Here is a 26275-nt window from a genome sequence, read left to right on the forward strand (position 1 = left end):
GTCTGTTTTTTAGAGCGCTCGCTTCTTAAGTTCTAAATCCCTACTTATAAGGATTTAGAGGTTCTAAAGTATCAAAGAAATAACTCATATTGGTATATGGGGAAAATATTAAAATTAATCATACATATATCCTCTTTTGTGATAAAATACTATATTAGGACAAAAGAACGTGTTTTTAAGAGGAAGATTTTGAAGGAGGAAAAAGCAGTAATGTTAGCAAAAGATATTGGGATAGATTTAGGTACGGCAAATGTTTTGATTCATGTAAGAGGAAGAGGGATTGTTTTGAATGAACCCTCTGTTGTAGCTATCGATAAAAATATAGGAAAAGTTCTTGCGGTCGGAGAGGAAGCTCGTCAAATGGTCGGAAGAACTCCATCAAATATCATTGCTATTCGCCCGTTAAAAGACGGCGTTATTGCAGACTTTGATATAACAGAGGCTATGTTGAAATACTTTATGGATAAATTAAATGTAAAAGGTGTGTTATCAAAACCGCGTATCCTAATCTGTTGCCCAACGGACATTACGCTTGTTGAGAAGAAAGCAATTAGAGAAGCGGCTGAAAAAAGTGGCGGAAAGAAAGTGTATTTAGAAGAAGAACCAAAAGTAGCAGCTTTAGGAGCAGGAATGGAAATCTTCCAACCGAGCGGAAACATGGTCGTTGATATTGGCGGTGGAACAACAGATGTAGCCGTTTTATCAATGGGAGATATCGTAACTTCTGCATCCATTAAAATGGCCGGAGACAAGTTCGATCAGGAAATCCTTAACTACATTAAACGTCGCTATAAACTGCTTATCGGAGAGAGAACAGCAGAAGAGATTAAAATCAATATCGGAACGGTCTTTAATCAATATCGTCAAGAAGAAATGGATATTAGAGGACGAGATATGGTGAGTGGTTTACCACGTGTTATTACTATTAAGTCTGAAGAGATTGAAGGAGCGTTACGAGAATCTGTAGCCGTTATTGTGCAAGCTTCGAAAAGCGTTCTAGAACAAACACCTCCAGAGCTTTCTGCCGATATAATTGATAGAGGGATTATTTTAACTGGCGGTGGAGCACTTTTACACGGAATGGATCAACTATTAGCAGAAGAACTAAAAGTTCCTGTTTTCGTAGCTGAGAATCCAATGGACTGTGTGGCTATTGGAACAGGTATTATGCTTGAGAATATGGATAAACTACCACGTCGTCAATTTATTTAAAAGAAGTCTACTCTATATTGTTTCTATCATAAAGAAGGGAAGTTTCGGTAACATAGAAATTTCCCTTTATTTTAGTAATGGAGGTCTATATATGTTCAAAGGCTTTTACTCAGCGGCAAGCGGGATGATGACGCAGCAGCGTAATGTTGAACGGCTGACAAACAATATGGCAAACGTTAATACAGTTGGATTTAAACAGGATCAGGCTTCAATTCGATCTTTTCCTGAGATGTTGCTTGATAGGGTGCAGCGTGAAAAGGGAATTGATAATCATCAAATTCCGGTTCGTAAGAGAATAGGTTCACTGAACACAGGAGCTTATATGCAAGAATTAACTCCTAATTTTACTCAAGGTGGACTTCAGAGTACAGACCGCTCTACAGATGTAGCCCTTATTGATGGAAAGGTTCCAGAAGGTGAAGCAGGACAAGAAGGCTCGTTCTTTTTTATAGTAGAGCAAGGTGATGAGGTACGTTATACAAGGAACGGTAACTTTTCATTAAGCAATGACGGTTACTTAACAACAAACGACGGCCACTATGTTTTAGGGCAAAATGGGACAAGAATTTCGTTAACTGATGACGATTTTGAGATTAGTGAACAAGGTGTAGTCACTCAAAATGAAGAAGTGGTTGGTACCATTGATATTGCTTTTTCAAATAATGTTGAAGACTTGAATAAAGAAGGAAACGGACTTTATTCCGTTGAAACTCCTCTTTCAAGCGCTATTGGAAATGCGGAGGTTTCTTATAAGATAAATCAAGGTATGTTGGAAAATTCAAATGTTGATAGCTCACAAACAATGACAGAGATGATGGCTGCCTATCGTTCATTTGAAGCAAACCAGAAAGTTATGCAGGCTTATGATAAAAGTATGGAAAAAGCAGCAAATGAAGTAGGACGGATTAGTTAAGAGGGGGGACTTATTATGAACCGTTCGATGATCAATGCAGCAAATACGATGAATGGGTTGCAACAGCAGCTTGATCTTATCTCGCACAATGTTTCCAACAGCTCTACTGTAGGATATAAAAGGCAGGAAGCGAATTTTAATTCTCTTTTATATCAGCAATTTGCTATCCCTGTTGATGATACTAGAGGGAACGAAGGCAGAAAAACTCCGAGCGGTATTAGAGAAGGAGTAGGAGCGATGCTTGACCACACGAGTACAAATAATGAATTAGGTTCTCTTACAACAACTAAGCGAGATTTAGATGTGGCTCTCTCTAAAAAAGGTTATTTCTTTACTATTTCTACAAAAGATGGAATAAAGTATACAAGAGACGGAGCATTCAATCTTTCCCAAGTAGATGAAAACTCTATTGTGCTTGTAACAGGAGACGGTAATCCTGTTCTTGATGAAAATGGGGAAACCATTGTTATTCCTTCAAACTATCAAAAAATCTCTTTTACATCGCAAGGAGAACTGGCTGTTTATGGAGAAGAGGAAACAGTACCTTTAAACGTATATGATCTCGGCATTGCTTATGCACAGAACCCTGCGCTTCTAATGAGGGATGGGGACAATCTCTTTTCTGCCCCGGCGGAGCAGGGAATAGAGAACCCTATGCTTATTAACATTAGGGGGCAAGAGAGATCTCAAATTGGATTAGAACAAGGCGTGCTAGAACAATCAAACGTCAATATAGGTAATGAATTAGCAAATATGTTGAATGCTCAGCGAGCTTATCAATTCAATGCTAAGTCTATTACCCTCTCAGACCAAATGCTTGGTTTAATTAATACAATGAGATAAACCTATAAAAGAACGGGGGATGAGGAAGACAATGACAGCTCCAACAAGTGAGGTAAGACACCAGCATAAGAAAAAAGAAGGATTTCTAAAAGCGGCATGGAATGATTTACAGCAGGCGAGAAAAAATCGGGTTAAATTGTTTCCCCTTTGGTTACGTGTTATGATTGTCAGTGTTCTAATGACGGTTAGTGCTCTTATTGGGGTTGTCGTTGGCTATGCCTTTATTGGGGACGGCTCTGTTTTCGATGCTTTAAAACCGTCTACATGGAATCACATTATGGAATTTATTGTGAAAGAGTAAGGAGTGCAGAAAGTATGCTTGATATTGAACAAATTAAAGAAATTATTCCACATCGCTATCCATTTTTGCTTGTTGATCGCGTTTTGGAGGTTGAAGAAGGAAAGAAAGCAATTGGTATTAAAAATGTATCTGCGAATGAAGATTTCTTCAACGGACACTTTCCTACATATCCTGTAATGCCAGGAGTTTTAATTGTGGAAGCACTTGCACAAGTAGGAGCAGTAGCGATGCTAATGAAAGAAGAAAATCGTGGCCGTTTGGCTTTCTTTGCAGGCATTGATAACTGTCGCTTTAAACGTCAAGTTCGTCCTGGTGATCAGCTTCGTTTAGAAGTAGAAATGGTGCGTTTCCGTGGTGCTGTTGGTAAAGGAAAAGCGGTAGCAACTGTTGACGGAGAACTTGTATGTGAGACAGATATTATGTTCGCACTTGGGGACAAGCAAGAAGGATAAAAGCCGTTGCAGCAGCACGGCTTTTTTCTTTAGATATAATAGGGTAATATGCTAGAATTTAACTGATTATGTTATAATGAGTTAAAAGAAAGTTTACAGTTTGGAGGTACTTTCGTTAAATGTTAAAGGATTTGCCACAAGGAGTAAAAGTCAGTATTACGCGTTCTATTACAAAAGCTTTTGAAGACTATATGAATGAAATTAAGTGGAATGAAGGTCAATATAGTTCTAATGAATTTATCGATCAATGGAAGACCTATATTAGAAATAATGCTTCTTGGTTTAAAAAAATTGACGAGGCGATGAAAGAGAGTCCTGAATTTCATCAAGAACTCGCTGTTAAGATTAACGAGACAATTCAAAAAGTGGTGACAGAGCCGCCGACGGAAGAACAAGTGGCACAGTTAGAGCGCTTAACGAAAGAGCAAGGAAATATTAACGTAGATTACTCTTGCAAAGCTGAAGCAAGATTCTGGATTCGTAAATTTGTTAACTAATAAACTTACATAAAAGACTGTTGATATAAAATCAACAGTCTTTTTATTTTATTATTCCTCAATAATTGTTTTAAGGACCTTTGTAAGGAAATGAACACGACTTCTAGACCCATTATCATTTTTAAAAATAAAAGTGTAGAGGTTTTCTTGAAGCTTAGGATATTTTTTTAAGACTTTAACAAGCTGCTCAATTTCATTAGAATAATGGTTTTTGTAGGTGTGCTGAAACTCTTTGAGGAAAGGTGTATTTTGTTCTGCTTTTCCATATAGCTTGTCCATGGAAACTTGATAGACTTCACAGAGTTTAACGAAGTCTTGAAGGGAAGGGTAGAGATGAGCATTTTCCCATTTAGCAACGGTAGAACGTGAGATATCCATTTCTCCAGCAAGATCTGCTTGTGTCCAACCTCTTTGTTTACGATAGTGACGAATGTTCATACAGAGAGAATCCATAAATAAGCTCCTTTTAAATAGAATAATAAAACATAGTGCTATTTGAGAACATAGCCCTGTCGGTTCTTAAATAGATCATAAAAAGTAGAAAAGTTTTTGGAAAATTTTAATTGTATAAAGACCCAAATCTTTGAATAAGAAAAACTAGAAATCTTCTACTAAAAAGTGTGTCTACTCTTGTTGTATAAAATATGTATAATTATGTCAACTTATCGAAAGGTTTTCCTTACATCTACAGTGAAAACCTTCTAAAAAAAGAAAGGAGGAGTATGTTAATAGCAAAAGAAGGTTGCAAAGGAGAGAGAATATATTATGATGACGATAGAAATGCGAAAGGGGGTATGAAAGAGATGAGGAAGTTCTATTTAAGTAAATCAAAATGGTGTAGTAGCATAGAGCGGGAGGCAAGAAGGCCAATAGTACTTGGGAAAGCCTATAAAAACAATTTTCTATCTCCTATATATGAAAATGATGTTATGGCATTTCCCGAAAAGCACTATCGTTGATATGATTGATTAACTTTTGTTTTGAATTCTTTCAACAGGGCTTCACCTTCAAGACCCTCTTGCAGTAGTTGAGCAAGAATTCCTTCTGCGATATTTGGGCGTGTGTTTTTTAAATAGCCGTTCATAAGCACGCTAACATAGTTCTTCATCTCTGTTGTAGCAATTACTTTTGTTTGAAAAGTAGCTGGTAAATTATTTTTTTTAGAAATAGTTGCTTTTACAGTTAGCTTTCCTTCTGATCTGCAAAGCTCTTGGAAGTAGTCTAATTCAGTTTTGGGAAGCAATGCTTCAATTGTCCAAAGGTTTTGCTCATCTTCTTTATTAATGATTAATCCGTCCTTTAGTAAGAGATCCTTCCGTTTGTCCGGACTTACAATATCTAAGTGGACAAGTTTAAACGTTTTCAAGATAACATCCCTCCATCACAAAATTAGAAATTATTATTTAGTATAGCATACTTAAACCCTTTATAGCCTTAACTACTCTAATCCTCCCTAATAATGAGAAAGGAGGTTACACTAATTGTTTAATCAAGTTACGTTAGTTGGTCGTCTTGCAAGAATACCGGACCTTCGTTACACAACAGACGGAGTTGCTTATACTCATTTAGTATTAGCGGTTCAGCGCTCTTTTCGCAACCAACACGGAGAGTTTGACGCTGACTTTGTTTCTGTTACTGTATGGAGAAAAAATGCAGAAAATACAGTTCAGTACTGTGAAAAAGGAACTTTAGTTGGAATCACAGGTCGAGTACAAACCCGTCAGTATGAACGTGATGGAGGTGAAAAAGTATTTCTAACGGAAATCATAGCTGACCGGATTCGCTTTTTGCAACGTAAAATAGGAGCACCATCCTAGGTAGATCACAACTTGAAAGGGGGTGATAAGTCGTTTTACATTACCTCACTTCTTATACCTTCTAAAAAGACAATATAAACTTATCCTCTATTACCTCTCCAAAAATAAACCAGCTACAATATGTAGCTGGTCTTTTTTTATTAAAGAGCTCGAGCTCCTAAATAACGTTGATTCCAATATGAATTTGTAAGTGATGAAACGGTTACTCCATTTGAGGAACTAGCATGTACAAATTGATTGTTTCCTAAATAAATACCCATATGAGAAGGACCAGAACGGTATGTAGTGAAGAAAACTAAGTCTCCAGGCTGTGGAGAAGAGACTTTTGTTGTTGTGCTCCAATATCCTGCCGTTGTTAAGCGTTGTCCGCCTGTTTGATCTTTTAATAAATAATAAATAAATCCGCTGCAATCAAATCCGCTTGTTGTTGTGCCTCCCCATTTATAAGGAATACCTTGAAGAGATAGGGCATCATTAATAAATTTTTGTTTATTAATCGAACCATTTGGTGTAGGTGTAGCAGGTGATTTTGGTGGTGCTGGTTTTGAAGTGTTATTGTCCGTTTTAGGAGAACCAGTTATTTTCAATACTTGATTTTCATATATTGTATTGGTTGTTAATCCATTTAGGCTCTGTAGTTGAGAAACGCTTATGCCGTATTGAGAGGCAATTTTCCATAAGGAATCCCCTCTTTTAACAGTATAAGAACCATTGCTTTGTTCGCTTTGTCCCCCTGTTGGTGAAGGTGAAGATCCAGTAGTTGGTGATGATGTACTTTCACCTGAAACTTTTAGTGTTTGGCCAACGTAAATTAAGTTGGAGCTAAGATTATTTAACGATCTGAGCTCTGCTACAGATGTCCCTGTTTGGGATGAAATTTTGTAAAGAGTGTCCCCACTTTTCACTTGATATGTTGATGTATGATTACTTGTTGAAGTAGGTGGTTGGGCTTGTGAGCTTTGTTCATTTGCAGATTGTCCATTTGGTAATTGAAGAACTTGTCCAATACGTAAAAGGTCGCTGCTTAAGTTATTGACCTTCTTCAAATCAGAGACACTTGTATTAAACTGTTTTGAAAGTTTAAAAAGGGTATCGCCCTTCTTTACTTCGACACTTGCTGCATCTGCGGACGTTTGAAAAAGATAAGCACTGCCTAGAACTGCTAACGATGTTAAAAATGGTACTCGTTTCCTCACATATATTCCTCCTATATGTTATTTTTTAACAATCATACTTGAATTTATTATACTATGATTTTTGAAACTTGAGCTAACATTTATCGTCTATTAGTATAAAAACACGTAATATGTCTCATATCGGATTAAGATGTAAAACTTTAACCTTTAATGTAAAAATTGGCGCCCTTTTTTTCATTTTGGTATTATATGAATGTGATAAATTAAGGCTACTATATATTGGCAACACTCTTTTGTTACTTTAAAACATAAATGAGCGATAAAAGCTACTTTCAAAGGGGTTGTGAAGAGTATGGGGAAAATTCGCAAAGCCATTATTCCAGCAGCAGGGCTTGGGACCCGCTTTTTACCTGCAACGAAAGCGCAGCCGAAAGAAATGCTTCCAATTGTAGATAAACCAACGATTCAATATATCGTAGAAGAAGCAGTAGCTTCAGGAATTGAAGATATTCTAATTGTTAGCGGTCGAGGGAAACGAGCAATTGAAGATCATTTTGATAAATCGTATGAGCTTGAAGAAACGTTAGCAAAGCGACAAAAATGGGACCCATTAGAAGAGATTCAACAAATTTCACGCCTTGCAAACATCCACTATATTCGTCAAAAGGAGCCAAAGGGACTGGGGGATGCTGTAAACTGTGCCCGTACCTTCATTGGAAATGAGCCTTTTGCCGTCATGCTTGGAGATGATCTTGTTCAATCTAAGGTACCTTGCCTACTGCAACTTATAAAAGCGTATGAAAAAGAAAATCATACAGTCATTGGCGTTCAAGAAGTAGAATGGAAAAATGTTTCAAAGTACGGGATTGTTGAACTTGGAGAGACACTAACAGAAGACTACTTTAGGGTAAAGTCTCTCGTAGAAAAACCAAGAAGAGAAGAAGCGCCTTCAAATTATGCGATTATGGGACGATATATATTAACACCTGAAATTTTTCACATTTTAGAGAATTTGCCAGCAGGAGCTGGAAATGAAATTCAGCTTACAGATGCAATTAGTAGACTTAGCGCTTTTCAAAGCATAGGAGCGTACCATTTTGAAGGCTGTCGATACGATGTGGGGGATAAGCTAGGATTTGTAAAAGCAACAATTGATTTTGCATTAGAGCGTCAAGCGCTAAAGCCTGCTCTTTTAGATTATATGAAAAAGAAGCTAAATGAACTTCAGCAATAAAAATCTGCGAAGAATAGCCTCTTAGCTTTATAGGAGGATATTCTTCCTCTTTTTATGTGAAAGACATCTTAGCAATTTAGAAATTATTTTACTATACAAGTAAAGATGGTGGAGGGAAGATTGTGAATATTTCCATTGCTGGGACAGGATATGTAGGATTAGTGACAGGTGTTTGTTTAGCTGAAGTGGGTTATAAAGTAACATGTTTTGATATTGATGAGAATAAAGTACAGCTTATGAAAGATGGATTCTCTCCTATTTATGAACCTGGTTTAAGTGAACTTATGAAAAAAAACAGCAAACAAAACCGCCTCTTTTTCACTCATGAGCCAAAAGAAGCATATAAAGATGCAGACATCATTTTTATTGCGGTTGGAACTCCTGAGCAGAAAGATGGTTCAGCAAATCTTCAATATGTAGAAAGTGTTGCAAAAGCAATTGCTGAAAATGTTGTAAAAGATACAATCGTTGTCACAAAAAGTACGGTTCCTGTTGGGACAAACGACAGGCTCAAAGATATTATCGAAAAGCACAAGAAGCATGACGTAAAAATTCGTATTGCCTCAAATCCAGAATTTTTACGAGAAGGCACAGCTATTTATGATACGTTTCATGGAGACCGAATTGTGATTGGTGCAGAAGATTCTTATGTAATTGAAACATTAGAAAAATTATACGCACCGTTAAACATTCCTATTATCAGTACAAATATTAGAAGTGCAGAAATGATTAAATATGCAGCAAACGCATTTTTGGCTACAAAAATCAGCTTTATTAATGAAATTGCGAACATTTGTGAAAAAGTCGGAGCAGATGTCGATGATGTAGCTAATGGAATTGGATCAGATCAACGAATTGGGCATCAATTTTTACGTGCTGGAATTGGCTATGGAGGTTCTTGTTTTCCAAAGGATACAAAAGCCTTAGCTCAGCTTGCTAATCATATTAACTATGATTTTCATCTGTTAAAATCTGTGATTGAAGTGAACAATGATCAGCGAGTACTGCTTTATGAAAAAGCGAAGGAACTTTATGGCTCTTTAAAAGGGAAGAAGGTAGCAGTGCTAGGGCTTGCTTTTAAACCAAATACTGATGATATTCGTGAAGCGGCAAGTCTCCTTTTAATTGATGCTCTCAAACAAGAAGAGGCACAAATCGCTGTATATGACCCAATTGCAACTAGACATATTCAACATATTTATGGAGATACTTTAAATTATATGGAAATACCAGAAGATGCATTAGCACAAGCTGATATAGCATTCATTGTAACAGAATGGGATGAAATTAAGGAGATTCCTTTTTCAACATATAAACAGCTTATGAAAGAGCCAGTTATCTTAGATGGCCGTAACTGTCATGATATTGAAGAAGCTAAAAAAGAGGAAGTGACGTATCTGTCAATTGGCAGGGAACCTGTATATTATAAGGCAATTGAATCCTACAATGTAGAAAATAATTCTTAATAAAATGGCAAAAAATTATAAAAAACGAGAAAATCTTTTCATGTTTTTCGAATAATGCTATCATGAATTTGTATTTTTCGATATAATATCAGTTAGGTTTAAATTTCAAAGCAAGTCATGTAAAGGAGACCTTTTGAAATGTCAAAGAAGTTATGCGTAGTCGGCCTTGGATACATTGGATTGCCAACGGCTGTTATGTTTGCAAACCATGGACTAAAAGTGCATGGAGTAGATATCAATGAGAAAGCAGTACAATTAATTAATAATAAGCAACTTCATATAGAAGAAAACGGCTTACAAGATCGTCTTGTATCAGCGATTGAAAGCGGCCATTTTACCGCTTCAACAGAACCTGTAGAAGCAGACGTATTTATTATTGCTGTTCCTTCTCCAATTAAAGCTGATAAGACAGCAAATCTAGATTATGTACGTGAAGCAACAGAATCAATTGTCCCATTTTTAAAAGAAGGTAACTTGGTGATCCTTGAATCAACAGTGCCTCCTCGTACTGTTGAAGATGTGATGATGCCAGTACTTAAAACATCTCCATTAGAAATTGGTACACAGCTGTTCGTTTCTCATTCACCAGAGCGAGTAATTCCTGGTCGAGTTTTTGAAGAGCTTGTTGAAAATGACCGTATTGTTGGTGGAATTAATGAGAAATCAAGCCAGCTTACTGTTGATCTTTATAAAACATTTGTAAAAGGAAACATTCATGTAACAGATGCTACAACAGCAGAAATGGTAAAAGTAATTGAAAACACCTACCGTGACGTAAATATCGCTTTTGCGAATGAATTAGCTAAGGTTAGTGAGAAAATTGGTGTGAATGCATGGGAAGCGATTAAGTTGGCTAATTACCATCCTCGTGTAAATATCCATTTACCAGGTCCTGGTGTTGGAGGACATTGTATCGCTGTTGATCCATGGTTCCTTGTTGAGCTTCAACCAGAACTAGCCAAAATCATTTCTCTTTCTCGTCAAACAAATGATTCTATGCCAGAATATACGGCACTAAAAGCAAAACAGATCATGGAAGAAAAGGGAATTAACAACGGACGTGTTGCAGTGCTTGGTCTAGCATTTAAAGGTAACATTGATGATATGAGAGAAAGTCCATCTGTTGAAGTTGTTGAACACTTAGAAAAACTAGGTGTAGACTACACAGCATATGACCCTCATATTAAACAAAATAACTTAGCAAAACAAACACAGAGCTTAGAAGAAGCAGTTAATCATGCAGACTTAATTGTCATTTTAACCGATCATAATGAGTTTAAAACCCTTGATCCACAAGTAGTAGAGGGTAGTATGCGTACGAAGATGATCTTTGATACTAAGAACTGTATTGACCGTACGCTTTGGGAAGATAATCAGTTTGATGTTTTCTTACTAGGTGATTCTAAACATTCAGAAGTATGATGAACAATTAAAAGCGGCGCTTATTAAGAGTGCCGCTTGAAACATTATGTTTACGAAACTATTACTATTTTCTAAATTAGGTGATTAGATGAAGGAAAACATCTTAGGAGTAGATGTTTGCGACCAAACGTATGATCAGCTTGCGTCCCATTTATTAAGTGATATTGAGAACAAGCGTAAGTCGTTTATCGTAGCCATTAATCCAGAAAAGATTATGAAGGCACAGGAAGATGAATCTCTTAGGAACCTGCTAAATGCTGCTACATACCAAATCCCAGACGGCGTTGGTGTACTTATTGCTTCAAAGTTAAAAAAAGGCAATATCAAAGAGCGAGTAACAGGAATTGATATGATGATGAAACTTTGTGAACAAGCTCATCTTCATGGAAAAAAAGTCTTCCTCTACGGAGCAAAACCTGGAATTGCAGATGAAGCTAAAGCAAAGCTTGAAGAAATGTATCCAGGAATTCACATCGTCGGTACATTGAATGGCTACGAAAAAGATGAGAAAGTCATTGAAGAAACTATCAATGGTTCTGGTGCAGAAATCATCTTTGTAGCACTAGGTAGTCCAACCCAAGAAAATTGGATTATCAATCATAAGGAGAAATTAGCTCCATATGTTTATCAAGGAGTCGGTGGCTCATTTGATGTAATCTCTGGGCGATTAAATCGGGCCCCAGCTTTCTTCCAACGTCTTGGACTTGAATGGTTTTACCGCCTTATCAAAGAACCTTGGCGCTTTAAAAGACAGTTAATCTTACCAAAATTTTTGATCAAAGTACTCAAAGGATAGACGTGGTATAATGTCAAAACTTAAATTTGTTACACTGCTATTTTTCGTATCAACGTTTGTATTAAAGTTCTCTAGTATGCTTAGGGATGTAGCCATTACAAACTATTTTGGAAGTACTAGAATCACAGATGCATACACAGTTTCAATGGTCATTCCAAATGCTATTGTTTTATTTATGCTAACGGGAATGAAAGAAGCCTTTTTACCGAGTTATTATAAATATGATGCAAAAGGAAAAGGATTTTCTCACTTAACAAACGTTGTGAAGGGGACAACCGTTATTGCGACATTGATTGCTTTAATCGGAATGATGTTGTCACCTTTTATAGTGCCCCTCATTTATAATGATTTTCAAGGCGAAGCAAAAGATGTAGCAATTTGGACATCTGTCATTTATTTTGCTTCCATTCTTCTTGTTGGAGTCAACGCTGTTTTTGAAGGCTATTTTGACGCTCAAAGAAAATTTTCCTTCTCTGTATTTTCCCAAACTATTGTTGTCTTTTGTACAATTGGAGGAGCAATTTTCTTCCATGCGCAGCTTGGTATTTATTCAGTACCGCTTGGCTATTTAGTTGGGACGCTAATTTCATTTCTAATCAAACTTGTGTATCTTAAGCCAACCAATTTTATTGATTGGAAGCAAAAGTCGGATTGGAGCGAAATCAAAGCCTTCTACTATATTTTTGTTCCTGTAGGTTTAACAATTGCAGTTGGACAAGTTAACTTGCTTGTAAACTCTATTTTTTCAGCTCAGCTTGGGGACGGAGCGGCAACAAATTTAAATCTTGCCTTCAGGCTTATTAATATTCCGCAGGCTGTGTTTGGTGTAACAATTGCAACAATTATCTTTCCTATGCTTGCCCGTGCAAAATCACAAGATGATAAGGTGCTCTTTAAAAGAGGAATTGAAAAGGGACTTTCACTCATGTTTTTATTCCTAGCACCAACTCTCGCAGGGATGCTTATTCTTATGCCTGAGGTTGTAAAAGTAGTCTATGAACGTGGGAAATTTACGGCTGAAGCAACTGCTGCCACGAGCCATTACGCAATATTCTACGTTGGCTCAGCACTTTTCTACAGTATTCAAGCTGTTATTGCAAAAGGGTTTTATACGTTAGAAAAAGGACATTATATGTTACGGGTAGGAATTGTATCTATCATATGTAACGTTATTCTAAATGCTATTCTTGTTAATACTCTAGGTGCATCAGGACTTGCTCTTTCGTTTTCACTTGTTGCCTTAATATATTCTGCTATTACATTTACAACTTTGTATAAATTGATAAATGGTTTCTCTCTATCTTATGTTGGAATGGAATATGGAAAAGTACTTATCGCTACATGTGCAATGTTTGGATTGCTGATGTTGATGAAGGGGACTGTAGAAACATACAGCCCGAATGAATATGTATATTTAATGGTTATGATTATTATAGGAGCTATTTCGTACTTTATTGTTCTGTTCCTAACAAGATCACGTTCGATGAAAGAACTTCTGAACATTAAACAACTAAAACGAGAAGCATCTGAGGGGAGGTAAACGTTACTATATTTGTAGTAACAACCTTATTTATGTTTAAAAATAATCGACTTATTCAATTTATTAATAAAGGTGACGTTTTTTCACCTTATATCTTCTTTCCAGCGATCTTTGCTATTTACTTTTTTATGAGTTTATTTGATTTTGGTCGCATTCAATACTTTAAGGCCTATAACAATATTTTCCTACCAGTCATTGTTGGTCTTATTGCTTATTATATAGCGGTATTTTTAATCCAAAAACTCGGTTGGAAATTCCCGAAATTTGGACTTTCCTTCTTGAAGGGAAAAACAATTTATTTTGTTTATCTCCTAACTCTTGTAGGATTAGTGAGCTACTTAGCTATGCTTTTTACAGGTCAAATCGGAATTACGGATGAATCTGTACGTCGTAATCTAGATCCAAAACTTAATTTCCTAAGTTCCCTATTATGGTTTGGCGGTCTTCTTATTGTCTTCTACGGTGTTGTAGGAAGCGGTGGCCGTTTATCGAAGAAACAGAAGATCTCTTACGGTGTTATTATTGCCTTAATCCTTGTTGCGTTTATCCTTATGGGATATCGTACGCCAATTGCTATTATGTTTTTTACATCCCTCATTGCTTTCCACTACTTAGTAAAGAGAGTAAAAACATCGTGGATTATCTTAATGGTAGCAGTTATTGGTATTTCATTCTCTCTCTTCGGACTCTTCCGTGTATTAACAGAGGATACATCGAAAGAATTTAATACACGTCAAGGACCTCAAGTTGAAGAGGAACATCAGCAGGAAGAAGCAATCACAGAAAAGCAAGAAGCTATTCGTAAGGTAAATGAAACTCCAAAATGGGTTCGAGCTTTAACTGAAACAATGGTAACAGGACGTATTGTTATCAGTAAAATTGAAGATTATACAGAAGATCATGGTTACCTGAACGGAGAACTTCATAAAAGTATTCTTGGTACAGTGCTTCCAGGTGAGCAAAAATCACCACGTATGATTGTAACAGAAGCAGCTAACGATTATGCAGTAAAACAGGTTGGAGAGTATGTTACAAGACCTGGAAGAACAACAACGCCAACTGTTATTGGTCAGTTGTATATGGACGGAGGATACGTTGGAATCGTTATTGGAATGGGTATCTTCGGTATTATTCTATCTCTTCTTTACAACAGAATGAGACAAACAACAACAAAGTCATATCAAACAATTGCGTATGGTTTTGTTACAACGATTTTTATGATTTCCATTCATACAGGATTGCTTGATCTGATTTTCCTACTCATGATTGGTTTTGCCGTTATTGCAACATCTATTGAGCAAGATAAGCGCAGAGATGGTCAGTTTAATCGACTATCATAAATTTCCTAAAAACCTTCATAAAAGTAGAAAAAACAAATTGTCGATTTGTTGTATAGATGATAAAATGGAGGAAGAGATAAATATTTCCTTATTTTGAAATAATAACCTCGGTTGGTAACCCAGTAAGAAAAGACGCTGTATATATAGCGTCTTTTCTTATGCATAAAAAAGAGTGTTCTATAGGCCGAAAGTCACGCATAATAACAAAAAAGCCTACTTCAGATGAAGTAGGCTTTTTTGTTATTATGAATTTGCTTGTTCATTAATCTTTTCCATTACTCTATAAATCATCATGATTCCTTGTGCACGTGTTGCATACTTAGTGGGACCAAATTCTGTTTCAGAGAAACCATTAATAACGCCAGCCGCAGAAGATTTAGAAATAGCTTCATAAAACTCTGAAGAAATGTTCACATCTTTAAATGCTTTTTCTTGTCCGCTATATTGGTTATAGTCTAAAAGCTGTGCTGTTGCACGATAGATCATAGCTGCAATGTGTTCACGTTTAATTTTCTCATAAGGCATGAATTTTCCATCGCTTCCTTTTACGATTCCTAAACTTGCTGCAGTTTCAAGGTACACATAATCTTCATCGTGAGGATTTACGTCTATAAATGTTGAAGCATCTCCGTCTTTCTCAAGGCCAAGAGCTTGAACAAGAATCTTTACAAATTGATATCTCGTGATATTATCGTAAGGTTTTACATAAACTTTTCCGTCAATATCATAGCCATCAATAACGTCGTTCTTTAAGAAAAATTGTACAGCTTCATATTCTTCATTGTTTTTAGAAACGTCTAAAGGGAATGGATTTGGATCTTTACTTGGAAGAGTAATAGAACCTTCATTTTCAACTGGTGGCTTCATTTTAGAAGCAAAGTCTTGCATTTCTTTATAAATCGAAAGAATATCATCCCCGTAGTTTCCTCTTGGTTGCATTGCCCATCGACCTTGCAAATCTGGCCAAGTTGGAGCAATTCCTTTTGTTACATATTTATATCGTGAATCAACAAGTGGAGTATTTAGAGGTTCTTTAGAAGCGTATGCTTTTAGATGTTGAATTTGTGCGTAAACACCAGTAGCTGGGGTATCAAAATAATGTCCTTTTACACCCCCGCCAGTTGTCCCAATTCCAGCATAATTATTTTGTTCTGGAACAACGTCACCGCCATATTTAAAATACCCAGTTTCCTTTAGAGCTTGTACAAAAGCTACATCTCCTCGTACTCCTTCATGTTTTCCAGCGATAAGAAAAAGTTGAGCAAGTTCCTCTACCGTAATGCCATAAAGGTGAATATTGCTTGAGTTTTTACTATGTAAAAATGCTGCCATTTGTGAAGCTGTCAACACTGAATCGCCCATAATGTTTTTGTTTACATTGCTACTAGCTTCTGCACGTTGTGTAGAGAAGGGAGAAACAAGCATGAAAACAGCAAACGAAATCGTCAAACACAAAGATAAACGGTTCAAACCAAAAGCTCCTTTCTGTACGATTAATAGATTTAGTTTGTTATAAATTAAAAGATATTAAGACCTATAAAAATATTAATCATAATAGGTCTAAAGTTTCATAACAAGTTAGATGTTACCATAAATAGATTATATTATCCTATTTTATGGGTATTTGTAACGGAAATGAAAAGTTTTTTACAAGAAATGTAGAAAGAAAAAACGATCAAAAGAACTAGCATTTATGCTAGACTTTTGATCGTTTTTATCCTATTTATGGTTGACTTGGATATGCTCTCCATCGTCTGAAATCAGCATTTTCTTTTTGAATTAAGCTTGCTGGAAAAATAAATGTCCATGGTTTTGTTGTATATGCCTTAATTAGTAGATCTTTTGTTTGGAAGACACCTTCTGCTATTTGATCTCCCATAGCATCTTCTACAATGAGAGGAATTTGTTCAAATGTTACGTCTTGATCTGTTCCATTTCTTAGTAGGAGGGAAATATGTAGATTTCCGTTCTTGGCCTGATCTGCTTGTAGACTTTGGAAATTTACTTCTCCATCTTTAGGAGGAGTCATTTCTTTTTCAACAAGATTTTTTAGGCTCTCTTTTTCATTTTCTGATAAATTGTTTTCCCAAGTCTCATCTAAGTCTAACTTATGAGGAGGGGCTACTTGAAAAGCTAATGTCCAATTTTCCTTTGGAAGATCTTTTGTTTTTAAGTTTTCTTTTTCAAAAATAAACTGCCAAGGTCTGCTTGAAGCAGGAGGAATCTCGCCAAGCTCCTTAAAGTTAAAAGATTTTTTAGCAATGATATTTTTCTCACTATCCATTAACACAAGTTTCATGACATCTAGCGTTAATGGGGTTGATAAGCTCGTGCGGACAAGAGCTGTTACAACAGCATTTCCATTTTCATCTTTTGCGAGATTTGCACCTGATAAAGAAACTTGATTAGGCTTCAGTGGGGCACAGCTATTATTCAAAAACTGATAAACATAGCGATCCTCTTCTGTTGCTTGCCAATCAGGGTGTAAGGAAAGTTTAGGGGAGATGCTAGCTTCTTGATTTTCTGTTGTTACTCTTTCTTCAGGTTCAATTGTATTATCAAGACCTTGTTTCTTAATATTCTGTTCTCCACGTTTAAAAAAGCGAAACAAATTTCTCATCCTTTCAGTATAAAAGGGTGTCACTCAAAAATGAATGGAGCACCCTTATTTGTAGATTATTTCTCTGCTCTTAATGATGCTGTTGCCTGACAAAGTGCTTCTGCCATATAGTATTCAAGCTCTTGATATGAAGTTGAGAAGAGCTCAAGACCTTCACGCTGGTATTGACGCATGGGGTCTTCTTGGCTATAGCTTCTCATACCAATTCCTTCTTTTAAACGCTCCATATTTTCAATATGTTTAATCCACTCTCTGTCAGTAATTTGCAGCACAGTAGTTCTTAGGAAACCATCTAATGGTTTTTCCTCTTCCATGACTTCCTTAATTAAATTCAAATAGTTTTGGGTAGCTTCTTCTACTTGATCTTGCACATCCTGAATTTCTGCAATTCCTTGCATATCTAGTGAAATACTCTCCCCAATTACCTTAGTTAAATCAGTTGCTAGAGAATTCAGATCCCAGTCTTCTGGAAGGACTTCAGGTGAGCAGTATCCTTCTACATAATAATGAACAGTTGAGGAAATCATAGGTGTTAAGAGGGTAAGAATGCTTTCATCTGTTAAAATTCGATTTCTTAATTCATAAATAACGCCGCGCTGCTCATTAATAACGTTATCAAGTTTTAAATTATACTCTCTAATTCCATAATTGCTTCCTTCACAAATACGCTGAACCTTATCAACAAAATCAGCAGTTTTCTTTGATTGAATAAGCCCTGTGCTATCTTTATGAAGATTTTTACGCAGTTTAGTTACTTCTTCATGGGCGAAGCGTACAAACATCTCATCTTCAAGAGAAATGAAAAACTGTGATCTTCCTTTATCACCTTGACGTCCAGCTCGTCCTTTCAACTGGTTATCAATCCGTCTTGATTCATGTCGTTCTGTTCCAAGAACAAACAAGCCCCCAAGGTCCTCAACACCATCTTCAAGCTTAATATCTGTTCCGCGTCCTGCCATATTTGTGGCAATTGTAATCTGACCTTTTGTACCTGCTTTGGAGATAAGTTCAACCTCTTGTTCAACACTTTTAGCATTTAAAAGTTGGAAAGAAAGGCCCGCATCTTGTAGAGATTGAGCAATTGTTTCAGATTGACGAATAGAAGTTGTGCCAATTAGAATAGGCTGTCCTGTTTGATGCACACGGATAACTTCTTTTGTTACTGCTTTATATTTTTCGTTCACTGTTTCATAAATTTGATCACTTTCATCAATTCTTAGGATTGGACGATTCGTTGGGATTTGAATAACGTCCATTGCATACACTTGTTGAAACTCTTTTTCTTCCGTTTTAGCTGTTCCTGTCATTCCGCTAAGTGTTGGATAAAGACGGAAGTAATTTTGGATTGTAATAGAAGCTTGTGTTTTATTTTCTTCTGTAATGGTTACAGATTCCTTAGCTTCCAGAGCTTGATGAAGACCATTGCTTAATGTACGACCTTCCATTGTGCGTCCTGTAAATGCATCAACAAGAACAATTTCGTCATCTTTTACAATATAATCTACGTCTTTCTGAAACATAACATGGGCTCTAAGGGCTTGAATCATATAGTGATATAGAGTTTGATGTTCTACATCGTATAAATTATCGATTCCAAAGCCTTTTTCAATCTTCTCAATCCCTTGTTCTGTAAATCCTGTTGCTTTCGTTTCTTCATCAAAGTGATAATCTTCATCTTTCACAAAGCCTTTCACAATTTGAGCACAAAGCTGATGAAGATTATAACTTACACCAGATTTGCCAGCAATGATGAGGGGGGTTTTTGCTTCATCAATCAAAACACTATCAATTTCATCGATAATAGCAAAATGGTATGGCCGCTGAACACGCTGGGCTAGATCAATAACTGTATTATCACGAAGGTGATCAAAGCCAAATTCTGTCCCAACGCCGTATGTAATATCAGCGTTATAAGCTTCTTTCTTTTTTTCATAATCTATGCCAGCTATGTTAAGTCCAATTGTCAGACCAAGAAAGGTGTGAACTGGACCAACAAGTTCACAGTCACGTTTTGCGAGATAGTCGTTTACTGTAATAACATGGACACCTTTTCCTTCAAGAGCTCGTAAATAACTTGGAAGCGAAGCAACAAGCGTCTTTCCTTCTCCTGTTGGCATCTCAGCAATATTTCCTTCTGTCAGAACAAGCCCGCCAATCATCTGTACATCGTAATGACGCATGCCAAGCACCCGTCTCGATGCTTCTCGAACGGTTGCAAATGCTTCTGCTTGGATATCAAATATCGTTTTCCCTTCGGCTAAGGCTTCTTTAAATTGAACTGTTTTATGTTTTAACTCTTGATCTGACAACTGTGTAAATTGTTCTTCAAGACTGTTAATTTCTTCTATAATTTTATAGTGCTTTTTTAACCCTTTTTCCTGCTTATCGCCCATTGCTTTCTTGATGTACGATAACACCATGCGACAACTCTCCTAGCATATTAGACTTTCTACAAAACTAGTATAGCACTCTTTATTTACTGTTTCACCGTTATATGGTAAAGATTATATATAATTTCCTACTTAGAAATTTATATAAAAAGGTGAGGGGAATTCTTCACCTTTTTAATTCGAAGTTGCAAAAATATTTTTGAAGTCCCCCATATCCATATTTGGATAAACCCCTTTGCGATCTAGAATTAATGGATTATCCCCTGGAAAGACTCTCCCTTCCTGAGTTGTGAAGGCTAATTTAAATCCAGCATCCCTGACAGCTCTTATACCCGTTTCATTTAGATTTCCATAAGGATAGGCAAAGTAAGGAGAAGGAGTAGGAAGTTTATTTCTATTTAATTTTAAATCTGCCACAACTTCATCATATGGAAGCTGTGTTAATAATCCACTTGTATGGGCATCTTTGCGATCATGTAGAGCATGAGTGTGGGCCCCAAAAGAAAAAACATCCTTCATCTTCTCCATATCCTGCATACTTAAAGCTTGTGTAGTAAGCTGATCAGGATCAAAAGGTTGGCTTTGAACAGGGGTACGAGATGTAATAATGAAATTTTCAGCTTTAAAACCATATTTCTTGAGAATAGGGTAAGCATATTGACGAGTCGAAACAAATCCATCATCAAATGTAATCACAAATGATTTATCCGGTAATGCCTTTTTCTTTTCAACATATTCTTGTAAATCTTTAAGGGAAATAGTGTGATAACCGTTATCATGGAGCCATTTCATCTGGCTTTCAAAAAATTCTGGAGTAATCGTTACAAATGTACTTTTAAATTTATGGTTTTCTTCTTCTCTAAAGAGATTATGATACATTAAGACCGGAATGCCGTTATCAATCTGCAAATCTCCTTTTTGCACGTATCCTACAAGTCCTCCTAGATTAACCTTTGACCAATTCTCATTTTGATTTATCACTTCTATTTGAATATGTGCATTAAACTGGCCCATTTTTTTAGAGTTTGTAGAAGTAGAACTATAAACAGGGGTTTTTTCTTCTGTTAAAATAGCATCTCCATGAAAAGTAGAAGAAACCTGTTTAGGGCGAGGTGCCTCAGTTTCCTCTATTTTAGCCTCTTTTTTAGAAACATATCCAAATGAATTGCCAATAGGAATTCTCCACCAATCCGTATTAAACGAAACATAATTGATGTAAGCATTTCCTTTCACCAGATAGCCTTTAATTTTAGTGCCTTTGCTATGTGAGGCTTTTTCATAAATGGCTACTGATTCCTCTTGGGCAACTAGTGCTTGGGATGCGTCTGCTCTAGACATAGTTTTTTGGAATGAGGCATAAATCCCGAATGCAGTAACGAATACGGATGAAAATAATAATGCGTACAATAATTTCCTTTTATTCATGCTAAAACTCCTAATTTTGATTTCCACAACCAAGTATATTAGAAGATTTAGGTAATTACAATAGAAGGTAATAATGCATAAATGAAAATATAAACATAAAAAGAGAAGGGACAATCCTCATGAAATTGGAATAATAGTAGTTTTAAAGGTATAAAGTAACGCTTAAAAATCAATAAATATAAATTTTGGAGATAAAAAGATAATAGAGGACAATTGACCTATGAAAAAATGTTCATTAATTAGAAAATTAAGTCAAAAAATGTTATACTCATCAATGTCCAATCTTTTGAAAGGAATGACATGATGTGAAGAAAAAAATAATAATAGTCGTAGCTTTAGTCGTTCTAATTGCTGTAGCAGTTTCGTCCTTATTTATTATAAGTTTTACTAAAAAGGCAGATATGATTCCTGTTTTAACATATCACCGCTTATTGTTAGAAGATGAAAACAAACTGTATAAAAACCAACCAGATGTTCTGTCAGTGGAAGCATTTGAGAAACAGATGAAATGGCTTCATGACAATGGCTACCATACAATGACAATCGATGAGTTAGATCAATTTCTAAATGGAAAAAGAGAGTTTCCAACTAAAACTGTAATGATTCAGTTTGATGATGGACGCAGGGATGTGAAACGTTATGCATATTCTATTTTAGAGAAGTATGATTTACACGCTATTGAAAATATTATTACAAGTCGTACAAATCGAAACGATGGTTCGTGGAATCCAGACAAGCATCAGTTTATGAAAATGAATGAAATTAAAGATACTTTAGGCGTATTTGAGTTAGGAGCACATACAGATAATTTACATAACCTAGGTGAAGATGGAAAAGGGGATATGCTTAGGAAATCGGATGAAGAAATTCTAAAGGACTTAAAGTTAAACAGAAATCTTCTTGATCAAACAGAACTATTTGTTTACCCATTTGGTCATTATACTCCGCATACAGCTGATCTTGTAAAGGAAGCTGGTTTTAAGTATGCCTTTACAACAAAAACGGGATATGTCAGCCCAAATGATGATTCATACCAATTGGCAAGACAAGGAATTGGACCTAAAGTAACAATAAAGGATTTTGAAAATATTTCAGAAGTAAATTCTTTTAAAAACAAAGCAAAGCGTTTTATAAAACATATAACAAATTGATAGATAAAAAGCAGATGAAAGATTTCGCATCTGCTTTTTTATTTTAATTCTATTAAAACAATAAAAAATTAAGAAAATTCTATTATTTTTGTAACCTATTTGATTTTGAATCGTCTAACTATACTGATGAAAATTTTTCTTAATTTGAAAGGGGATTTTATATGAAGAAAGGGATTCGTACTCTAACTGCACTAGTATTAGGATTAACCCTGTTAGTACCCTCCTTTGCCTCAGCTGCAGTAGAGAGTAATGCATCACAGGTAAAAGAGAAGAAAAGCAAAGTAATGGAGAAGTTTAATTTGTCCCAAAGTGAAAAGAGCAAAAAACTTTATCAACAGAAAAAAGCAGAAAAGGAAAACCTAAGTAATAATACAATCATTATAAAGTACAGCAAAAAACTTTCTTCTTCAGTACATAAGAAGCTAGGTGGAAAGGTTATCCGTTCATACCCAGAATTTCAATATGAAGTTGTTAGAATAGGTAAGGGGCAAAAAATCGAGACGGCCATTTCAAAATATGAGAAAGTAGCTGGCGTTAAAAGTGTATCGCCAAGTGTGAAACTTAAAACATTTGCAACAGAAAGTAATTCAAAAACGAGTGATCCAAAAGCAAGCAGTATGTATCATTTAAAAACATTAAAAGTGGATGAAGCTCTGAAAAAAGCAGGTAAAAACAAAGTGAATGTGGCTGTTATTGATACAGGCATAGATACAAACCATGAGGAGCTAAAAGGAAATTTGCTTGCTCCTTATAGCGTAACAGATCCAGCAAACCCTGGAGATGCAGGGGACCATGGGACACATGTTGCAGGTATTATTAGCGGTAAGAAAGGAAATGGAGTTGGTGGATATGGTGTTAATCCAAATGCCAATATTATGCCTGTAAATATCTTTGACCAAAATGGTAGCTTTGATTATGTACTTGCTGATGGCATTATGCATGCAGTTGACAATGGAGCCGACGTTATTAATATGAGTCTCGGAGCACCATTTGAAATTCCGCTTGTTGAAGAAGCTATTAAAAAAGCTGTAGATAATGGTGTTGTTGTAGTAGCTGCAGCAGGAAATGATGGGGATATGGTCTATAACTATCCAGGTTCATATGATGGAGTAATTACGGTTGGGGCAACAAATGATCAAAATAAAAAGTCTTACTTTACAACATATGGCCCGAACATTGATGTTGTAGCACCAGGTGAAGATATTTATAGTACTGTTTATACACCAGAATCAGGATCCTCATTTGTCAAAATGAGTGGAACATCGATGGCTTCACCGGCAGTAGCAGGAGTAGCATCCCTTATTAAATCAAAGTATCCTAACTTAAACTCTTATCAAGTAGAATATATTTTAGAACAAACAGCTCAGGATTTGGGGAATAAAGGGTTTGATATGGATTATGGATATGGACTTGTTGATCCATCAAAGGCCCTTGATTTTGATATAAATAAACTTCCTTCATTTAAAAAGCTAACAATGAATGAAATCGTGAAAAAAGCAACTACTGTTAATGTTGGGAAAGGAACCGTTAAGAAAACAGGCTCATTAATTAAACCAGCTCAGCAAGATTGGTATAAAGTAAATGTAGAAGAAGGTGAATTTCTACAAACCGTTCTAGATGCTTCTAAAAACTATGACTATAAGCTAGAACTTAAATTTAGAGGTGAAGATGGAACAGAACAAGAGGTAGATGTAGACAGTGTTACCCAAGGAAAAACAGAAGGTTACCTTTATAAAGCAGAACAAAAGGGAGAACTGTTAATTGGTGTTAAAGACCGAAATGAAAATTACAGTACATCAGGAGCTTCAACATATACCCTTCAGTTAACTAAAGGAACGAATATTAATGATAGTAAAGCATCAAAAGAGAAACCAGCTAAAATTAAAAGCTTTCCTTATAGCAGTAAAAAATCAGAAGGAGATTTAACTCTTATTAATAGTGAAGAAGGAGCAGATAGCGATTATTTCCGTATGTCCTTTAAAGAGGGCAAAAAAGTAAATCTGGATCTTTCAGCACTTCCAGGGGTGGATACAGAAATAAAAGTATACGATGAAGCAGCATTTAAAGAAAAGCCTCCAGCAGATCTTCCTGAAGGAGAAGAATGGCCAATTGCTGAATATGCGGCAAATAATAATGGAATGAGTGAAGGGGAAGGACTTGCTTTTGAAGCATTGCCAGATACCTCTTATATTGTAGAGGTTACGTCAAGTCCTGTAAGTTCGTCACAAATGTTAGATATGATGATGGCACTAATGATGGGGGGCTCCTCTGACGGAGAAGTACAAGAAGTTCTTGGTTCTTTAATTCCGTATGACTTGAAAGCAAATGTAAAAGATCTACCAGAAGATGAAGATAGTCTACCACTTGCTATTGTCGCTCCTGTAGAAGAGCCTGAGGAGGAAGAAAGCTTACCAGAGCCAACAACATATAAGGAAAAATATGATGCTCTTACTGACTTACTAACAGGCGAGTATATGGAATTTGATGAAGAAACAACAGAAGCTATTCTCAAAAGTGCTAGAAGTTATGAAATAGGCTCTGTTGGAACAGGCTATTTCCAACAGCTAGAAGATGAAGATTGGTTTAAAGTAAAAGTAAAGGAAGATGGTTTCTATAAACTATCAACTAATGGAACACATACACTTAAACCTATGATTGGTTTATTCCAATATGATAAAGAATCAGGTATGCTAAACCAACTAAGTGGCTCAGGAGATCCTTTAATGGACTTGTTAACAGGGGGGAATGAAGGAACCTCTGAAACAACAATCATGCTTCAAAAAGGTCAAGAATACTACATTCATCTTCAAAATGGCACACCGCTATCACTGGATAAATATGAATTAACATCCGTAAAAGTAAAGGATGCTCCAGTTGATCAAAATGAAGCAAACGATGAGCCGATTGAGGCAACTGTTTTAAAACCAGATCAGCCTGTAAAAGGAAACTTCACTCCATTAGGGGACATTGATACATTCTATTACAAGCATCGCAAAGAAGATGGATTATATGGATTCTATGCAAATCCGCTACCTGTTAGTGAAAATCAAAAGAAAGGCCTCCCGCTTGAAATGGGGTTGCCACTTGATCTTATGATCACCATTGTAGAAGATACAAATGGAAACATGGAAATAGATAATAATGAAGCCTCTAAAGTTATCCTTTTTGATAAAACTGATGGAGAAATTGAATCAGGATCATTTAAAGCGAAAAAAGGAACAGGATACTTCATCGTTGCCGAAAACTACGGTGGCTCAAACATTGGTGAGTACGAGATGTTGCTAAACACGTTAACAAAGAAAGATGAGGATGAGGGCTCAACTGTTAAAAATAATGTGCCTTCAAAACCACTCTCTTTTAAATCAAAAGGCAAGAATACATGGGAAGCAGCAGGGTACTTAAACGCTGGAATTGATTTTGGTGATCGAGATTTCTATACTCTTAACGTTTCGGAAAATGGCACATATAAGCTAAATATGGATGTTCCAAAAGAGATTGATGGTGTAATTAATGTTTACAATGAAAAAGGTATACTCGTAAAACAGTTAAACAACTATTATATTGGTGATAATGAAGTTGGGTTTGCAGATCTTAGCAAAGGAAAATATTTTATGGAAATTAAAGATAAGCAAATGCGTTCTAGTGCCAAGCCTTACAAATTAACAGTTGCAAAACAATAGATAAGTACGATGTAAGCTAGCTTTCTAGTATATAAGAAAG

General features: G+C 36.0%; 23 protein-coding genes. 16 read left to right on the forward strand and 7 right to left on the reverse strand.

The genetic code is table 11. The features are described from left to right. Positions 1–210: 210 nt before the first annotated feature. From ACK3CR_RS09270 to ACK3CR_RS09295, 6 genes are all read left to right on the forward strand, one after another. A complete protein-coding gene (locus ACK3CR_RS09270; RefSeq protein ID WP_243516369.1) occupies positions 211–1212 on the forward strand; it encodes a rod shape-determining protein in 1002 nt (333 codons plus the stop codon). Between the two features lie 91 nt (positions 1213–1303). After that, positions 1304–2125, forward strand: coding sequence for a flagellar hook-basal body protein (locus ACK3CR_RS09275; protein WP_488975276.1), 822 nt, complete (start codon positions 1304–1306; stop codon positions 2123–2125). A gap of 15 nt (positions 2126–2140) precedes the next feature. Next, on the forward strand, positions 2141–2968 hold the full coding sequence (locus tag ACK3CR_RS09280) for a flagellar hook-basal body protein (protein ID WP_243516371.1): 828 nt from the start codon (positions 2141–2143) through the stop codon (positions 2966–2968). 31 nt (positions 2969–2999) lie between these two features. Beyond that, the gene (locus ACK3CR_RS09285) at positions 3000–3269 is read left to right on the forward strand and encodes a DNA-directed RNA polymerase subunit beta (protein ID WP_019394819.1); all 270 of its coding nucleotides are present in this window, start codon (positions 3000–3002) and stop codon (positions 3267–3269) included. A gap of 14 nt (positions 3270–3283) precedes the next feature. Further along, positions 3284–3721: a 3-hydroxyacyl-ACP dehydratase FabZ gene (fabZ, locus tag ACK3CR_RS09290; protein ID WP_019394820.1), complete on the forward strand. Its 438-nt coding sequence runs from the start codon at positions 3284–3286 to the stop codon at positions 3719–3721. Between the two features lie 119 nt (positions 3722–3840). Further along, positions 3841–4218 (forward strand): hypothetical protein, encoded by a 378-nt coding sequence (locus ACK3CR_RS09295; protein ID WP_243516372.1) that lies wholly within the window; start codon positions 3841–3843, stop codon positions 4216–4218. A 51-nt stretch (positions 4219–4269) separates the two neighbouring features. Here the strand turns inward: ACK3CR_RS09295 and ACK3CR_RS09300 are convergent, their stop codons facing one another. Beyond that, positions 4270–4671 carry a helix-turn-helix domain-containing protein gene (locus ACK3CR_RS09300; protein ID WP_430239912.1) on the reverse strand — a complete coding sequence of 134 codons (402 nt, stop codon included), beginning with the start codon at positions 4669–4671 and terminating at the stop codon, positions 4270–4272. A 269-nt stretch (positions 4672–4940) separates the two neighbouring features. On the opposite strand from ACK3CR_RS09300, the gene ACK3CR_RS09305 reads away from it, so the two are divergent. Then, the gene (locus ACK3CR_RS09305; protein WP_488975278.1) at positions 4941–5177 is read left to right on the forward strand and encodes a hypothetical protein; all 237 of its coding nucleotides are present in this window, start codon (positions 4941–4943) and stop codon (positions 5175–5177) included. On the opposite strand, the gene ACK3CR_RS09310 is transcribed toward ACK3CR_RS09305, so the two are convergent. Beyond that, the gene (locus tag ACK3CR_RS09310) at positions 5168–5584 is read right to left on the reverse strand and encodes a YwpF family protein (protein WP_488975279.1); all 417 of its coding nucleotides are present in this window, start codon (positions 5582–5584) and stop codon (positions 5168–5170) included. The two genes, ACK3CR_RS09305 and ACK3CR_RS09310, sit on opposite strands and share 10 nt — an antisense overlap. Before the next feature lie 115 nt (positions 5585–5699). On the opposite strand from ACK3CR_RS09310, the gene ssb reads away from it, so the two are divergent. Further along, positions 5700–6035 (forward strand): single-stranded DNA-binding protein, encoded by a 336-nt coding sequence (gene ssb, locus ACK3CR_RS09315; RefSeq protein WP_243516376.1) that lies wholly within the window; start codon positions 5700–5702, stop codon positions 6033–6035. Positions 6036–6175: 140 nt separating this feature from the next. Here ssb and ACK3CR_RS09320 read toward each other — a convergent pair whose 3' ends face one another. After that, positions 6176–7231, reverse strand: a complete 1056-nt coding sequence (locus ACK3CR_RS09320; protein WP_328122085.1) for a C40 family peptidase — start codon at positions 7229–7231, stop codon at positions 6176–6178. 292 nt (positions 7232–7523) lie between these two features. Between ACK3CR_RS09320 and galU the strand changes: the two genes are divergently transcribed. From galU to ACK3CR_RS09350, 6 genes are all read left to right on the forward strand, one after another. Next, positions 7524–8405 carry a UTP--glucose-1-phosphate uridylyltransferase GalU gene (galU, locus tag ACK3CR_RS09325; RefSeq protein WP_243516383.1) on the forward strand — a complete coding sequence of 294 codons (882 nt, stop codon included), beginning with the start codon at positions 7524–7526 and terminating at the stop codon, positions 8403–8405. Positions 8406–8527: 122 nt separating this feature from the next. Then, positions 8528–9871 carry a UDP-glucose dehydrogenase family protein gene (locus tag ACK3CR_RS09330; RefSeq protein WP_488975280.1) on the forward strand — a complete coding sequence of 448 codons (1344 nt, stop codon included), beginning with the start codon at positions 8528–8530 and terminating at the stop codon, positions 9869–9871. Positions 9872–10009: 138 nt separating this feature from the next. Further along, a complete protein-coding gene (locus tag ACK3CR_RS09335) occupies positions 10010–11293 on the forward strand; it encodes a nucleotide sugar dehydrogenase (protein WP_243516394.1) in 1284 nt (427 codons plus the stop codon). Positions 11294–11381: 88 nt separating this feature from the next. Further along, positions 11382–12089, forward strand: coding sequence for a WecB/TagA/CpsF family glycosyltransferase (locus ACK3CR_RS09340; RefSeq protein WP_061804774.1), 708 nt, complete (start codon positions 11382–11384; stop codon positions 12087–12089). A gap of 10 nt (positions 12090–12099) precedes the next feature. Next, positions 12100–13629 carry a murein biosynthesis integral membrane protein MurJ gene (gene murJ, locus ACK3CR_RS09345; RefSeq protein WP_243516396.1) on the forward strand — a complete coding sequence of 510 codons (1530 nt, stop codon included), beginning with the start codon at positions 12100–12102 and terminating at the stop codon, positions 13627–13629. A gap of 32 nt (positions 13630–13661) precedes the next feature. Then, entirely contained in the window at positions 13662–14969 is a 1308-nt protein-coding gene (locus ACK3CR_RS09350) for an oligosaccharide repeat unit polymerase (RefSeq protein WP_243516398.1), read from the forward strand. Between the two features lie 243 nt (positions 14970–15212). Here the strand turns inward: ACK3CR_RS09350 and ACK3CR_RS09355 are convergent, their stop codons facing one another. The 4 genes from ACK3CR_RS09355 to ACK3CR_RS09370 all read right to left on the reverse strand — a co-directional run bounded on the left by ACK3CR_RS09355 (position 15213) and on the right by ACK3CR_RS09370 (position 21404). Further along, the gene (locus ACK3CR_RS09355; protein ID WP_488975281.1) at positions 15213–16439 is read right to left on the reverse strand and encodes an S-layer homology domain-containing protein; all 1227 of its coding nucleotides are present in this window, start codon (positions 16437–16439) and stop codon (positions 15213–15215) included. 253 nt (positions 16440–16692) lie between these two features. Then, on the reverse strand, positions 16693–17580 hold the full coding sequence (locus tag ACK3CR_RS09360) for an accessory Sec system S-layer assembly protein (RefSeq protein ID WP_488975282.1): 888 nt from the start codon (positions 17578–17580) through the stop codon (positions 16693–16695). Positions 17581–17645: 65 nt separating this feature from the next. Then, positions 17646–20006: an accessory Sec system translocase SecA2 gene (secA2, locus tag ACK3CR_RS09365; protein ID WP_488975336.1), complete on the reverse strand. Its 2361-nt coding sequence runs from the start codon at positions 20004–20006 to the stop codon at positions 17646–17648. Between the two features lie 147 nt (positions 20007–20153). Continuing rightward, positions 20154–21404, reverse strand: a complete 1251-nt coding sequence (locus ACK3CR_RS09370; RefSeq protein ID WP_430239900.1) for a polysaccharide deacetylase family protein — start codon at positions 21402–21404, stop codon at positions 20154–20156. Between the two features lie 305 nt (positions 21405–21709). On the opposite strand from ACK3CR_RS09370, the gene ACK3CR_RS09375 reads away from it, so the two are divergent. After that, positions 21710–22555, forward strand: coding sequence for a polysaccharide deacetylase family protein (locus ACK3CR_RS09375; protein ID WP_488975283.1), 846 nt, complete (start codon positions 21710–21712; stop codon positions 22553–22555). A 161-nt stretch (positions 22556–22716) separates the two neighbouring features. Then, positions 22717–26235, forward strand: a complete 3519-nt coding sequence (locus tag ACK3CR_RS09380) for a S8 family peptidase (RefSeq protein WP_488975284.1) — start codon at positions 22717–22719, stop codon at positions 26233–26235. The last annotated feature ends 40 nt before the right edge of the window (positions 26236–26275 follow it).

The organism is Priestia sp. TRM10 (assembly GCF_057808375.1).

Coding starts and splice junctions, on each gene's coding strand:
- galU (WP_243516383.1), top strand. CDS start 7,524: ATGGGGAAAATTCGCAAAGCCATTATTCCAGCAGCAGGGCTTGGGACC.
- ACK3CR_RS09340 (WP_061804774.1), top strand. CDS start 11,382: ATGAAGGAAAACATCTTAGGAGTAGATGTTTGCGACCAAACGTATGAT.
- ACK3CR_RS09285 (WP_019394819.1), top strand. CDS start 3,000: ATGACAGCTCCAACAAGTGAGGTAAGACACCAGCATAAGAAAAAAGAA.
- ACK3CR_RS09380 (WP_488975284.1), top strand. CDS start 22,717: ATGAAGAAAGGGATTCGTACTCTAACTGCACTAGTATTAGGATTAACC.
- murJ (WP_243516396.1), top strand. CDS start 12,100: ATGTCAAAACTTAAATTTGTTACACTGCTATTTTTCGTATCAACGTTT.
- ACK3CR_RS09270 (WP_243516369.1), top strand. CDS start 211: ATGTTAGCAAAAGATATTGGGATAGATTTAGGTACGGCAAATGTTTTG.
- fabZ (WP_019394820.1), top strand. CDS start 3,284: ATGCTTGATATTGAACAAATTAAAGAAATTATTCCACATCGCTATCCA.
- ACK3CR_RS09305 (WP_488975278.1), top strand. CDS start 4,941: ATGTTAATAGCAAAAGAAGGTTGCAAAGGAGAGAGAATATATTATGAT.
- ACK3CR_RS09370 (WP_430239900.1), bottom strand. CDS start 21,404: ATGAATAAAAGGAAATTATTGTACGCATTATTATTTTCATCCGTATTC.
- ACK3CR_RS09280 (WP_243516371.1), top strand. CDS start 2,141: ATGAACCGTTCGATGATCAATGCAGCAAATACGATGAATGGGTTGCAA.
- ACK3CR_RS09335 (WP_243516394.1), top strand. CDS start 10,010: ATGTCAAAGAAGTTATGCGTAGTCGGCCTTGGATACATTGGATTGCCA.
- ACK3CR_RS09350 (WP_243516398.1), top strand. CDS start 13,662: ATGTTTAAAAATAATCGACTTATTCAATTTATTAATAAAGGTGACGTT.
- ACK3CR_RS09275 (WP_488975276.1), top strand. CDS start 1,304: ATGTTCAAAGGCTTTTACTCAGCGGCAAGCGGGATGATGACGCAGCAG.
- ACK3CR_RS09300 (WP_430239912.1), bottom strand. CDS start 4,671: ATGGATTCTCTCTGTATGAACATTCGTCACTATCGTAAACAAAGAGGT.
- ACK3CR_RS09295 (WP_243516372.1), top strand. CDS start 3,841: ATGTTAAAGGATTTGCCACAAGGAGTAAAAGTCAGTATTACGCGTTCT.